At 39.2% G+C, this 13,064-nt stretch carries 12 protein-coding genes; 3 read left to right on the top strand and 9 right to left on the bottom strand.

The window, feature by feature from the left end; genetic code table 11:
• Positions 1-191 precede the first annotated feature (191 nt).
• The 6 genes from H5968_RS06070 to H5968_RS06045 all read right to left on the bottom strand — a co-directional run bounded on the left by H5968_RS06070 (position 192) and on the right by H5968_RS06045 (position 5,645).
• A complete protein-coding gene (locus tag H5968_RS06070) occupies positions 192-2,405 on the bottom strand; it encodes a glycoside hydrolase (protein WP_187039199.1) in 2,214 nt (737 codons plus the stop codon).
• 200 nt (positions 2,406-2,605) lie between these two features.
• Positions 2,606-2,836: a NifU family protein gene (locus H5968_RS06065; RefSeq protein ID WP_187039198.1), complete on the bottom strand. Its 231-nt coding sequence runs from the start codon at positions 2,834-2,836 to the stop codon at positions 2,606-2,608.
• Between the two features lie 50 nt (positions 2,837-2,886).
• Positions 2,887-3,171, bottom strand: coding sequence for a hypothetical protein (locus H5968_RS06060; RefSeq protein ID WP_187039197.1), 285 nt, complete (start codon positions 3,169-3,171; stop codon positions 2,887-2,889).
• Between the two features lie 198 nt (positions 3,172-3,369).
• Positions 3,370-5,151, bottom strand: coding sequence for a cell wall metabolism sensor histidine kinase WalK (locus H5968_RS06055; protein WP_187039196.1), 1,782 nt, complete (start codon positions 5,149-5,151; stop codon positions 3,370-3,372).
• Between the two features lie 127 nt (positions 5,152-5,278).
• Positions 5,279-5,416, bottom strand: a complete 138-nt coding sequence (locus H5968_RS06050; protein WP_187039195.1) for a hypothetical protein — start codon at positions 5,414-5,416, stop codon at positions 5,279-5,281.
• Positions 5,409-5,645, bottom strand: coding sequence for a hypothetical protein (locus H5968_RS06045; protein ID WP_096572265.1), 237 nt, complete (start codon positions 5,643-5,645; stop codon positions 5,409-5,411). The genes H5968_RS06050 and H5968_RS06045 overlap by 8 nt, the downstream gene beginning before the upstream one ends.
• A gap of 271 nt (positions 5,646-5,916) precedes the next feature.
• Between H5968_RS06045 and lepA the strand changes: the two genes are divergently transcribed.
• The 3 genes from lepA to H5968_RS06030 all read left to right on the top strand — a co-directional run bounded on the left by lepA (position 5,917) and on the right by H5968_RS06030 (position 10,493).
• Positions 5,917-7,728: a translation elongation factor 4 gene (gene lepA, locus H5968_RS06040; RefSeq protein WP_187039194.1), complete on the top strand. Its 1,812-nt coding sequence runs from the start codon at positions 5,917-5,919 to the stop codon at positions 7,726-7,728.
• 354 nt (positions 7,729-8,082) lie between these two features.
• Positions 8,083-9,270 (top strand): glycosyltransferase family 4 protein, encoded by a 1,188-nt coding sequence (locus H5968_RS06035; RefSeq protein WP_187039193.1) that lies wholly within the window; start codon positions 8,083-8,085, stop codon positions 9,268-9,270.
• 164 nt (positions 9,271-9,434) lie between these two features.
• Positions 9,435-10,493, top strand: coding sequence for a cyanophycinase (locus H5968_RS06030; RefSeq protein ID WP_187039229.1), 1,059 nt, complete (start codon positions 9,435-9,437; stop codon positions 10,491-10,493).
• Positions 10,494-10,680: 187 nt separating this feature from the next.
• Here the strand turns inward: H5968_RS06030 and H5968_RS06025 are convergent, their stop codons facing one another.
• From H5968_RS06025 to bcp, 3 genes are all read right to left on the bottom strand, one after another.
• Complete coding sequence (locus tag H5968_RS06025) at positions 10,681-11,844, bottom strand: IscS subfamily cysteine desulfurase (protein ID WP_187039192.1); 1,164 nt, start codon at positions 11,842-11,844, stop codon at positions 10,681-10,683.
• Positions 11,845-11,859: 15 nt separating this feature from the next.
• Positions 11,860-12,486, bottom strand: a complete 627-nt coding sequence (locus H5968_RS06020) for a restriction endonuclease subunit R (protein WP_187039191.1) — start codon at positions 12,484-12,486, stop codon at positions 11,860-11,862.
• A gap of 88 nt (positions 12,487-12,574) precedes the next feature.
• Positions 12,575-13,051 (bottom strand): thioredoxin-dependent thiol peroxidase, encoded by a 477-nt coding sequence (gene bcp / locus H5968_RS06015; protein ID WP_187039190.1) that lies wholly within the window; start codon positions 13,049-13,051, stop codon positions 12,575-12,577.
• Positions 13,052-13,064: the final 13 nt, after the last annotated feature.

Raw genomic sequence — 13,064 nt, 5'->3', positions numbered from 1 at the left:
TGATAATTGATAATTGTTTTATACAAAAATTAAACGCAGAAGCAAACAGATAAATGCAGATGATCTGATTGTTGGGTTTCCTCACGTCAACCCAACCTACTCCTTGAACTCCTGACTCCTTGATCTCCTTTCTTGCGTCTCTGCGTGAGATAAAAAAATGTTGGGTTTCCTCCCGTCAACCCAACCTACTATTAAGGTACTTCAATGGGAATTAAAGAATTTTCTGGTAAATAACTGTGATAACAACCATCATCAGCTAAAACCAAAACCAACCTTACAGGATAGTCAGGAGGAACTTGCAAATCTGCCCAAGGTACTGCTATCTCTAAACAAGAGTTTAACGCAACTTGGGCGCGAGTTGCGCGGGGATGCCATTGATAATGTTCTGCTGCTTCTCGAAAATAAATTGTTTGGGAAATTAGGTTAATTTCTAAATGATGGTGAAAGAAATAATTAACCGGTGCAAGATCAGGAACTTCTGCTAAAGGTGCAGGACTATTGATCATTGGTCTATCGGGATAATACCACAATAAATTTAATTCTTTGGGTAGTTCTTTTCCTGGTGTGACACCGCTTTTAAAGTCTACTCGCACATAGAAATTTAGGTGATCAACACCGTAAAAAATGCGTTGTACTAAACTACTTTGGTGCATTGTTCCCCGTGAACCACCTACTTCTATTCTGCCGGCTTTATCCCAATCTTGTTCATCTCCTTTACCGTCAATTATGGGATGAATAAAACTTTCTGGACGATGATCTAATTTGGCTTCGTGGACTTCTAAAGGTTGGGTTAAATAGGCTGGTATGGGTTCATTTAATGCTTTATAAATGCCATATAAATGTTCTCTAAATAGTTGATCAAATATGGCATCTTGATTTGATGAATGTCCTTCTCCAAACCACCAAAACCAATCAGAACCTTCAGCAGCATATAACGCTTCCCACGCTGCGGGGTTATTTTCTTCGGTTGCTTCGGGATGTTTTGCTAAGGTTTCTCTTGCATGGGTTAAATAGTCCCAAGCGCGGTTTTTTACAGGATCGCCGATCCAAGTTGTAAAACTGCCATCTACCCATGAACCGCTATGTAATTTTTCACCGGGAATAGTTGCTGTAGCGGGGTATTTTTCTAGAAATTCGGAAACAGTAACCAGTTTGATATTTTCTTGATTACTCAGGTTTTCATACAATGTTTCTAGGAAAAGTTTACCGTCTTGGGGATAAAATTCCCAGCAATTTTCCCCATCCAAAGCAATGGTAACTAACCAAGGTTGTGAAGTTGGGTTTTCTCTTTGTTTTCTAGCGATCGCCTGTAAATGTCCTACTAAGTCTGCAACCGCCTGTTTTGGCTGCATTGCACCATAAGTAAAACCCACTAAATCTGATAATCTATGATCCCGGAATACAATGGAAACCTCACCTGCGGGAGTTTGCAAACGATAGGGACGGTATAATAATTCTGGTTGTTGTACATTTCCCGCCCCATCCCGATGAAAGAAATGTTGCAATGTCCAACCTAAAGCCGCTTCATCTGAGCAAATCCACTTAAACCCTTGTTTAATAATATACGGTAAAATTTCTGGGCTGACGGACTGTTCTGAAGGCCATAAACCTCTGGGTGCTTGTTCAAACCTATCTTTATATAAATCCCAGGCTTTTTGTAAATGGCGGGGAATATCTTCCGCCCACTGGAAACGCTGGTTAGGTAATGTCATTTGTGGCACTGCCACCCGTCCAGAGTTGGTATCAGCTAACAGGGGTAAAATGGGGTGAGTGTAGGGGGTGGTGGTAACTTCTAGCTGGCCAGTTTCCTGCATTTTCCGGTGTTGGGGAATAATGCGACTGAGGATTTGTTTTTGTTTAGAATAGATTCGTTGGCGATCGCCTAAAGTAAAATTACGTCCTTGTTTTAACCAAGCTGCAATTTCTGGATCATCCCAAAATAAAGGATCAATCCACGCTAAATTATGCCAAGCTAATAAATCACTATAATCTACAGCTTGCCAATTTGCTAAACACCAACCTTGACCCTTTTCCTGTCTTTGATAATACAATTGGGCATAACGGGGATGGGGGTCAATTAAAGTATGATGGTTAGCATCAAAAAAATGTTGAACAATAAACTCTTTTTGTTCTGTGGTTAACTGTTCCACAGGTGTTAAACTGGCAGTTAAATAAGGGTCAAAAGCATTTCCCGCAATATAATCTTCTAACTGTAAAATCAAAGACGGTACTAAATTCACCGTTTGATGTAATTTCGGGTATTTTTCCAGCAATAATATTAAATCTAGATAATCCTTAGTACCATGTAACCTCACCCAAGGTAAGCGATACTGCTGACTGACAGGAGACTTGTACAATGGTTGATGTTGGTGCCAAATAAACGCGACGTAAAGGGGATGAGACATGATCAATAATATGCTTTTCAGGATTTACTAATAATTTTCAATTATCAATAATGGTAATGGGTAATGGGTAATTGGTGATAGTTGATAGTTGATAGTTGATAGGGAAACATAAAGATTGATTACCCACTCACCAATCACCAGTCACCAATCACCAATCACCAGTCACCAATCACCAATCACCAACCACCAGTCATCTATTCCTAGATGACTTGTTCAATTTCTGCAATTTCGGGAATCATTTCTTTGAGACGGCGTTCAATACCCATTCTCAAAGTCATTTGTGAACTAGGACAAGAACCGCAAGCACCTTGTAAACGCAGTTTCACTACTGGTCCATCGAGTTCTACCAGTTCCACATTACCCCCATCAGACATTAGATAAGGGCGCATTTCATCTAAGACAGTTTCAACGTTTTTAAGTGTCAATTCCATAGTTTTAGACCTGTTCAGTTAAGGACGGCTTTGAAAGTGGGATTTGCAGATTATCCACCCATTTCCCAAAATATAACAGGAGGCAGGAGGCAGGAGATCAAGGAGTCAGGAGTTCGAGGAGTCAGGAGTCGTAGGGGCGAAGCATTCGGGCGACAAATTATCAATTTTCTGAACAGGCTATTTTCCTGTAAGGGCGAAGCATTCGGGCGATAAATTATCAATTTTCTGAAAAGGTTATTTTCCTGTAAGGGCGAAGCATTCGGGCGATAAATTATCAATTTTCTGAAAAGGTTATTTTCCTGTAAGGGCGAAGCATTCGGGCGATAAATTATCAATTTTCTGAAAAGGTTATTTTCCGAATGCTTCGCCCCTACTTCGCCCCTACTTCGCCCCTACTTCGCCCGTACAGGAGTCAGGAGTTTTTTATTTTGGATTTTGGATGCAAGGATTTTGGATTGTTTTTGTTAACTCCAATCTAAAATCTAAAATCTAAAATCTAAAATTTTCTTCCCCAATCACCAGTCCCCAATCAATTATTGAGATTCAATCTCGCACTCGCTAGGGGAACACAAGACCGGTTGTTGATAAAGTGGGACTGTGAAGGTGACAGTTGAACCAAGGCCTTCGCCTAAGCTATAAAAATGTACCTCACCACCCATTGCTTCTACAAGCTTTTGGGATATGGTTAAACCTAAACCAGTACCTCCGTAGTGACGAGTACGAGAACCATCCACCTGGGAGAATAATTGAAACAGTTTATCTTGTTTGTCTAAGGAAACACCAATACCAGTATCTGCAACTTTAACTTTCACCATGCCGGGATTCTGTGGTTTGCTGGATTTTCCTTTTCCTTTTTTGATAACCCAGTCGGCGCTGATGGTGATTCCACCTTCATGGGTGAATTTAATAGCATTGCCTACCAAATTTAGCATAACTTGTAACAACCTTTGGTAATTACCTTGAACGATAATTTCATCAGAGGTGACAGGCATTTGCATTTGGAAACTGAGGTTTCTCATCTCCGCTTGGGGACGGGTAAAGTTTTCTACATCACTAAATAGCTCTTGAAGTTTGACAGGTGAGCAGTCTAACTCCATTTTCCCGGCTTCGATTTTGGCAATATCCAAAATATCATTGAGAAGATTTAGCAGATGGAGTGATAATTTAAGAGCTTCATCCACAAATTCCATTTGTTCTTCGGGATCATCTGCTATCCCTTCTAAAATCAGCTTTAAAAAGCCAATCATGCCATTTAAAGGTGTATGAATTTCGTGGGATACATTAGCGAGAAATTCGCTTTTTAACCGGGATGCTTCCTCAGCGTTTTGTCTTGCGTATTCTAGTTCTTTGTATAGGGTAGCATGAGCGATCGCTGTACCCAGTTGATCTGCCAACTCCTTAATTAATTCTATTTCCGTTTCTGTTATTAATATTTCTTCACTGCTTAAACTTAACCCAACTAAACCATTTGCTTGGTCTTGATAGTTAGTAGCAAAAAGTAAAAATCTGTGCTGCTGAGAATTTGTTTGAATCGGCATCTCTATGACCATCGGTTCTAGAGTTGCCAAAGCTTGAGCAAAAGCAGGTTCAGAAGATATCTCTATTTCTGAGCCTAAAATGGGCTTGAATGCTGGTTGGTGATATTCTGCGATTACCCTAACTTTTGAATCTCCTGGCTGATAAGGAAAGAAAATACAACGCTCCAGTTTGAGAGTTTGTCCTAAACTGTCAACTGTTTGCTGCCAAATAACATCTATATCCAGTGTCCACCAGATATTTCTGGTGATTTGGGTTAATAGTTTTTGGTATTGCACCAATAACTGTGGCACTTTCCGAGAATGCAAAAATAACTCAAGCTGTGAAGGCGTTTTTGCTGCCTGATTCACTTCTTTACCATTGACTGGAGATGGTAATAGCCTACCCATAACCAAAACTGTGGTTGCGGCTTCACCCAGTTGCGGCATAATTGGAGTAATTGTCAACTCCAACTCTAATAAATATTGACTGCATTTAAACCAACATTGAACTCTCTCTGGGACTAAAGTTGTTAAAATCCTTTGCAAGCCTTCCAAATAGGCAACTTTATCTACTGGGGTAAAGATTTCATTTTCATTAAGCGCATCAACTATTCTCTCAGTCATTAAATCCAGGAGTTCGCTGTACTGCCAATCAAATGTCAGATAACGCCCAGTACCATCTTGGATATATACCAACTCAGATGCAAGAGTTAGTAATAAGCCATCTGTACTGCGGTTAGTAGATTCCAGGTTCTGAGAAAATAGCTTTGGCAATGGGTTATTCGCAGTAATAGTCATTTATCGAGTTGGATAGACAATTTGCTTTCCACCGTGGTTGTACTAAAGCTGCTTAAATTTTGGCATAAAGTTTTACAGCTTTCATACTTTTGACTGTATATTTTTGACTTTTCTGGAATCTGGAGCGTTAAATTTTACATTTTGTATCATTGGTGACTGGTGACTGGTGATTGGTGACTGGTGATTGGGAAAAATACAAATAACTTCCCCCTGCTCCCTGCTCCCCTGCTTCTTCCCCAGTCCCCAGTCCCCAAATTTCAATCATTCCATTCTCCTCTAGGGGGAATAGGTGTGCGTATTGGTGTGCGAGTTAGTTCATCATCTCTCGGTATGTCGCCGCGTAACCATTGGCGGATGGCGACTTCTATCACCTTACTGGGGTCATTGGTAAGATGCTGAATTTGGGCTATTAATTCAGAGTCTAGGCGAACAGCAATTTCTACCTTGTCTGTATGGATTTTTTCCCCGTTGGTGGGGTTTTCTTGCGTATTCATAGGTTTACGGTTTCCCAAAAAATTACCAAACTTAGATGATTCAGTTTTTAGGTGGCAGTTTTAATATACAGTGTCATCATATCTTGAAAATTAATTCACCTGCCTGGGGAATGGAGACCATTGACTGGTGACTGAGTTATTAACTTCCTCTGACTGCTAGAACTCCTGACTTCTTGAACTCCTGCCTCCTGTTCCCTTTACCCAATAAAGCATTAAAATACATGAAGTAAATAGATTTAACTTTTGATTGCTGCTAAAGCAAAGATGGTATATGACTGACGTTCCCGCAGTTCGCATTCGCAATTTCTGTATTATTGCTCATATTGATCACGGTAAATCTACTTTAGCCGATCGCTTACTCCAAGCTACTGGCACTGTAGAAGACCGACAAATGAAGGAGCAGTTTCTCGATAACATGGATCTGGAACGGGAGCGCGGCATTACAATTAAGCTGCAAGCTGCCCGGATGAATTACACAGCTAAGGATGGTCAGCAGTACGTTTTAAACTTAATTGATACTCCTGGTCACGTTGACTTTTCCTATGAGGTTTCCCGTTCTCTGGCTGCTTGTGAGGGTGCTTTATTGGTTGTGGATGCTTCCCAAGGGGTAGAAGCCCAAACTTTAGCAAATGTGTATTTAGCACTAGAGCATAATTTGGAAATTATTCCAGTTTTAAATAAAATTGATTTACCAGGAGCAGAACCAGATAGAGTAGTTAGTGAAATTGAAGAAATTATTGGTTTAGATTGCAGTGGGGCAATTTTAGCTTCTGCTAAAGAGGGAATCGGTATTCCTGAGATTTTAGAAACGATTGTAGAACGTGTACCCCCAGCAGCTAATACGGTTGATCAACCTTTAAGGGCGCTGATTTTTGATAGTTACTACGATAGCTACCGGGGAGTAATTGTTTATTTCCGGGTGATGGATGGGACAGTGAAGAAGGGCGATCGCATCTATTTGATGGCATCGGGTAAGGAATATGAAATTGATGAGTTAGGTGTCCTTTCTCCCACCCAAAAACAAGTTGAAGAACTCCATGCAGGAGAAGTAGGTTATTTAGCCGCCTCTATTAAAGCTGTTGCTGATGCACGGGTAGGTGACACTATCACCTTATCTAAGGCTAAAGCCACAGAACCTTTACCCGGTTACACAGAGGCTAACCCAATGGTATTTTGTGGGATGTTTCCCATAGATGCAGATCAATTTGAAGATTTGCGGGAAGCTTTGGAAAAGTTGCGGTTGAATGATGCAGCTTTGCAATATGAACCGGAAACTTCTAGCGCAATGGGGTTTGGTTTCCGTTGTGGGTTCTTGGGTTTGCTACACATGGAAATTGTCCAAGAACGGTTAGAGCGAGAGTACAACCTGGATTTAATTATTACAGCCCCATCTGTGGTTTATAAGGTGATCACTATCAAGGGTGAGGAACTGTACATTGATAATCCTAGCCATTTACCTGCGCCCAATGACCGGGAAAGAATAGAAGAACCTTATGTGCAGGTAGAAATGATTACTCCCGAAACCTACGTTGGTACTTTGATGGAGTTATCACAAAACCGCCGGGGTATTTTCAAAGATATGAAATATCTTACCCAGGGACGGACTACCCTAACTTATGAAATTCCTTTGGCGGAAGTTGTCACCGACTTTTTTGATCAAATGAAATCCCGTTCTCGTGGTTATGCGAGTATGGAATATCATCTGATTGGCTACCGGGAAAATCCGTTGGTGAAGTTGGATATTATGATCAATGGTGATCCCGTAGATTCTTTAGCGATGATCGTCCACCGGGATAAAGCTTATGGTGTGGGCAGATCAATGGCTGAAAAGCTCAAAGAACTGATCCCACGTCATCAATTCAAAGTTCCCATTCAAGCGTCTATTGGTAGTAAAGTTATTGCCAGTGAACATATTCCGGCTTTGCGGAAAGACGTTTTAGCTAAGTGCTACGGTGGTGACATCAGCCGGAAGAAGAAACTTTTGCAGAAACAAGCCAAGGGTAAAAAACGGATGAAAGCTGTGGGTACGGTGGATGTACCCCAGGAAGCGTTTATGGCTGTGTTGAAGTTAGATCAAAGTTAATGTATGAGGTGACAGGAGGCAGGAGGCAGGGGAGGTAGAATAAATTTTTCTCGCTGTTCCCTGTTCCCTGCCTCCACGAAAAATTCATGAATCAAATCGGATCACTATACCTCCCCAGTCCGCAGTCAACTAGATATTTGCAAATTTAAAGTTAACCTGGTTTTTTGATGAAATCGGGTTTTTTGTAGAGATAAATTGCAAATCAATATGATAAGCTTTATCAAAAAACTATTTATTAAAAAAAAATAACAATTTTACTAGGAATACTCGCAGTAATTGTCACACTTCGTATTTTGAGATCAAGGTAGTTTTTTCTATTCTTTCAAGTTTTGTAAATATCGGGGAGTCGAATCAATGAAGATACTGGTACTAAGTTGGGAATTTCCGCCAAGGTTAGTGGGAGGAATTGCCCGTCATGTAGCAGAATTATACCCGGAATTGGTAAAGTTAGGGCATGAGATTCACTTGATTACGCCAGAAGTAAAACAAGCATCACTGTATGAAGTAGTTGAGGGTATTTATGTACATCGAGTACCAGTAGCCCATAGTCATGATTTTTTTCACTGGGTAGTAAATTTAAATGAGAGTATGGGACATCACGGTGGTAAATTGATGTTAGAGGAAGGACCATTTGATCTTATTCATGCCCATGATTGGTTAGTTGGAGATGCAGCGATCGCTCTCAAGCATACTTTTAAAGTTCCTCTCATTGCTACCATTCACGCCACAGAATACGGACGTTATAACGGTATTTATAATGATACCCAACGCTATATTTGTGGTAAAGAACAGTTACTAGCTTATAACGCTTGGCGTATCATTGTTTGTACTGAATATATGCGGGGGGAAGTAGTCAGAGCATTAAATAGTCATGGTGATAAAATCGACGTGATTTTTAATGGGATTCGCCCAGAGAAAAAGCAACATTACCGAGATTTTCATGCTCAAGATTTTCGTCGCCAATTTGCCGCAGATCATGAAAAAATTATTTATTACTTGGGCAGGATGACTTATGAAAAAGGTATACCTGTATTGCTTAATGCTGCTCCCAAGGTACTTTGGGAAATGGGCGGTTACGTTAAATTTGTGATAGTTGGTGGTGGTAATACTGACCATTTAAAACAGCAAGCTTGGGATTTAGGAATTTGGGATAAATGCTATTTTACTGGTTTTCTTTCTGATGACTACTTGGATAAATTTCAAACCTTAGCTGACTGTGCAGTTTTTCCCAGTCTTTATGAACCTTTTGGTATTGTAGCTTTAGAAAGTTTTGCTTCTAGAGTTCCGGTTGTGGTTTCAGATACGGGTGGTTTTCCGGAAGTAGTACAACATACGAAAACAGGAATCGTAACTAAGGTAAATAATCCAGATTCTTTAGCATGGGGAATTTTAGAAGTTTTGAAAAATCCAGGTTATCGACAATGGTTGATAGATAACGCTTATGAAGATTTAGAACGAAGATTTCGCTGGCCACAATTAGCAAAAGAAACGGAAGCTGTATATGAGAAAGTGGTGAAAGAGCGATCGCAAGTTGATTGGTAATTAAACACAAAGTAAAACTGAGGTTTTCGCAGAGTAGTGGAGATAATATTAATTACTCTGCGTTTTTTACCGTTAAAAAACAGTACAAAGGCTGTACGCTGGGAATTTCCCCCTTGGGAGTGCGAGAGTTAGAAATGATGGCTGTTTGCTTCACATTTTTGAATATGACCAAGGCATTCCCAAATATAGCCAAGTGCTTGAGAAAAGCAAGAACTATGTTGTTGAAGATGGGAACCTTCCTCATATCCCACTTTACAGCAAACCTAAACCGCTACTTTGAAAAGATTAGCCGTGATGTTAGTCCACCGTTACCAAACCCCAATTATAGACCGAATTATAAAGGACCCATCTTAGTTGGACCTGTACATAATTTGGGTGGGGGTGGTCCTGATGTGGATGATGGGATTCAATGGATGATAAATCAAGTCAGGGGAGGTGCTAACTCTAACAAAAAAGTTAATGTTGTTGTCATTCGTGCTGCTGGTAACGATGATTATAATCAGCTAATTTATCACATGAGAGGGGTGAATTATGTAGAAACTTTGATCATCAGAAACAGACAAGAAGCAAATAGAACTGATATTTTTGATAAAGTCAGAAATGCAGGTGTGATTTTCTTTGCTGGTGGTGATCAATGTGAATATATTCGCAACTGGAAAAACACGAAATTAGAAGCTGCTATCAAATCAGTTTATGATAAGGGTGGGGCGATTGGTGGCACAAGTGCAGGGGCAATGATTCAAAGTGAATTTGTTTATGATTCTTGCGCTTGTGAAGATAGTATTGAAACTAATGAAGCACTGGAAGACCCCTATAGAAATATTACATTTACCTATAATTTCTTTCAGTGGAAGTATTTGCGAAGAACGATTATTGATACCCATTTTGATGAACGCAAAAGAATGGGAAGAATTATGGTTTTTATTGCGCGACAAATTCAAGATGGTGTGTCTTCCACTGCATTAGGAATAGCTATTAGTGAAGAAACATCTTTACTTGTAGATAAATATGGAATTGCAAAAGTTATGGGGAGGGGTTCAGTTTATTTTGTTCTTGGAGATCATCCCCCAGAAGTTTGTGAACCGGGTAAACCTCTCACATATTATGATTATAAAATTTGGCGATTTCCTAGAGGTGAAACTTTTGATTTAAATAATTTACCATCTAGAGGTTATTATCTCAGAAGTGTGAAACGGGGAAGATTTGATTCTGATCCTTATTAATGGATGTACAGATCCTTTTGTGTTGCGGGCATCTTGTCCGCTTTATTTTACATCTATAGTTTTTCTTGTTCCCATACTCTGTATGGGAATGAATAAAGCAAGACTCTGGCTTCTGTTTTATTGGAGTCAGAAACTCTATTCAGGCATTCCCAGTCTCTGACTGGGAACGAGAGAACGAGAGAATAATTCACACTTTCGAGAAACTTCTTAAACTTTTCACGGTAGTAATTAAATGTTCGGCAACTTGATCAATTTCCTCAACAGTATTAAATCTGCCAATTCCAAACCTTACGGAAGCATAAGCTAATTTTTCCGAATGTCCTAAAGCTGTTAAAACATAGGAAGGTGCAACATTATTGGAAGAACAAGCAGAACCAGAAGATACTGCTACAATTGGTTGTAAACCTAAAGAAAGTGCAGCACCATCCACACCTTCCACACTAATATTTAAGTTTCCCGCTAACCTTTTTTCAGGATGTCCATTGAGATAAATTCCCTCCAAAGTTGATAACTGTTTCCACAGTCTTTGTCTAAGTTCTTTTAACCGTTGATTTTCTGTTTCTTGTGCTTTTAAAGCAATTTCCACCGCTTTACCAAAACCTACAATTTGCGGTGTGTATAAAGTTCCAGAACGCATCCCTCTTTCATGTCCTCCGCCATGTTGTTGCGTTGCTAATTTCACTCTGGGGTTACGTCTGCGAACATATAAAGCACCAATACCTTTAGGTCCATAGACTTTATGGGCAGTTAAAGACATTAAATCAATATTTAATATTTGCACATCTAAAGGTATTTTACCAATAGCTTGTGCTGCATCTGTATGAAAAATAATTTCCTTTTCTCGGCAAATTTTACCGATTTCTGCTAAAGGTTGTAAAACACCAATTTCATTATTTGCAGCCATCACTGATAATAAAATTGTATCAGGACGCAAGGATTTTTGTAATTGTTCTAAATCAATTAATCCATCTTTTTGGACTGGGAGAATTGTAATTTCAAAACCCATGTTTTGTAAATATTCACAAGGGTCTAAAACTGCTTTGTGTTCCGTAGCGACGGTAACAATATGTTGACCTTTGGAAAAATATGCTTCTGCGACACCTTTAATAGCTAAATTATTCGCTTCTGTTGCACCACTGGTAAAGACAATTTCTTCTGGGTTAGCGTTAATAGCAGTGGCTAAAATTTCCCTGGTTTGTTTAACTGCTGCTTCACCTTCCCAACCGTAAACATGACTATTACTAGCAGGATTACCAAACTTTTCTGTAAAGTAAGGTATCATGGCATTGAGTACCCTTTCATCTACGGGGGTGGTAGCTTGATTATCGAGGTAGATGGGACGATTAGACATAAATAAACTCAACAATTAAGTTAATATTTTACCTATTTTTTTGAGGATTTTTAAAACTTGATAAAGTTCGTTTTCACGTTTAGATAAAGTGAATTTATCAGACAAATCGTAAGTAGGTATGTCTTGTTTAATGAGTTTGATAAATTGAAAATCTTCTCCACTTGTAACACATCCAAATATTGGCTTTTCTGGATGAGGACTAGCAAGCATATAAGTCAATGCTTGAGGGATAGCTTCTAACAAAGAAAAACTAGCCCTTTTAGATTCAATTATCAGTAACCAAAATTGTTCTTGAATTACTAACGCATCAATTCTACCTCTAATAATTTCTCCTTCATCTTCTATAGCTAGTTCTATAGATTCTTCAGTAGCAAATAAAAATGGCTCTTGATAAAATCCTGCTAAATCTAGTAGAGGAGATAACACTACCATTTTTACAGCATTTTCCAAGATTGGTGGACGCTTAATCAATCTGAGGAAATTCTCCCTGATTCTGTCTAGATATTGCTTTTCTAAAGTGGTAATTTCTGGCAAGGTTTCCCACCATTCAGTAAAGAAGTTTTCATCATTGACTCTTTGTAAACTGAATCTTTTCTCTAAATAGGCAATACTTACATTTTGTGCTTGTATAAATTGTACCATATTTATGCTTCAAGACAATAGAGTTGATATTTATATTATATATCTTTTAGTAATAAGGAGGGAGCGATAAATCGCTCACTACAAACTGTTATTTGGTGGTTAATTCTTGGAGTTTTTTCAAGACTGCTTGTGCATGACCTTTTGTTTTGACGTTTGCCCAAGAATGGCCGATAATTTTATCAGGTGAAATCAAGAATGTTGAACGCGCAACACCCATATATTCTTTACCCATGAATTTCTTTAAACGCCATCCACCGTAAGTTTCAATTAATTGATGTTCGGGGTCACTTAATAGGGTAATTTCTAAGTTATGTTTGGCGATAAATTTGCAATGGGATTTACTGGAATCTGGACTTACACCAATTATTTTAGCACCTAAAGCGGTAAATTCTGCGGCTAAATCTGTAAAATCTTTGGCTTCTGTGGTACATCCAGGGGTGTCATCTTTGGGGTAGAAATAAAGGACTATCCACTCGTTGAAGTCAGCGAGGTTCACGAGTTGATCGTTTTGATCTGGGGTGGAAAAATCGGGTGCAGTTTGTCCAATTTCGGGAATGTTGGTCATGATGAAATTTTTA

The sequence above is a fragment of the Sphaerospermopsis sp. LEGE 00249 genome (genome assembly GCF_014299995.1).
GTDB classification, from domain to species: domain Bacteria; phylum Cyanobacteriota; class Cyanobacteriia; order Cyanobacteriales; family Nostocaceae; genus Sphaerospermopsis; species Sphaerospermopsis kisseleviana.
Note: the sequence above shows the minus strand (reverse complement) of the source record. Positions and strands in the feature narration are given on the sequence as shown.

What these genes read in the sequence shown, in the direction of transcription:
- H5968_RS06070 (WP_187039199.1), bottom strand. Translation starts at nt 2,405, where the DNA reads ATGTCTCATCCCCTTTACGTCGCGTTTATTTGGCACCAACATCAACCA.
- H5968_RS06065 (WP_187039198.1), bottom strand. Translation starts at nt 2,836, where the DNA reads ATGGAATTGACACTTAAAAACGTTGAAACTGTCTTAGATGAAATGCGC.
- H5968_RS06055 (WP_187039196.1), bottom strand. Translation starts at nt 5,151, where the DNA reads ATGACTATTACTGCGAATAACCCATTGCCAAAGCTATTTTCTCAGAAC.
- H5968_RS06050 (WP_187039195.1), bottom strand. Translation starts at nt 5,416, where the DNA reads ATGATTGAAATTTGGGGACTGGGGACTGGGGAAGAAGCAGGGGAGCAG.
- H5968_RS06045 (WP_096572265.1), bottom strand. Translation starts at nt 5,645, where the DNA reads ATGAATACGCAAGAAAACCCCACCAACGGGGAAAAAATCCATACAGAC.
- lepA (WP_187039194.1), top strand. Translation starts at nt 5,917, where the DNA reads ATGACTGACGTTCCCGCAGTTCGCATTCGCAATTTCTGTATTATTGCT.
- H5968_RS06035 (WP_187039193.1), top strand. Translation starts at nt 8,083, where the DNA reads ATGAAGATACTGGTACTAAGTTGGGAATTTCCGCCAAGGTTAGTGGGA.
- H5968_RS06030 (WP_187039229.1), top strand. Translation starts at nt 9,435, where the DNA reads ATGACCAAGGCATTCCCAAATATAGCCAAGTGCTTGAGAAAAGCAAGA.
- H5968_RS06025 (WP_187039192.1), bottom strand. Translation starts at nt 11,844, where the DNA reads ATGTCTAATCGTCCCATCTACCTCGATAATCAAGCTACCACCCCCGTA.
- H5968_RS06020 (WP_187039191.1), bottom strand. Translation starts at nt 12,486, where the DNA reads ATGGTACAATTTATACAAGCACAAAATGTAAGTATTGCCTATTTAGAG.
- bcp (WP_187039190.1), bottom strand. Translation starts at nt 13,051, where the DNA reads ATGACCAACATTCCCGAAATTGGACAAACTGCACCCGATTTTTCCACC.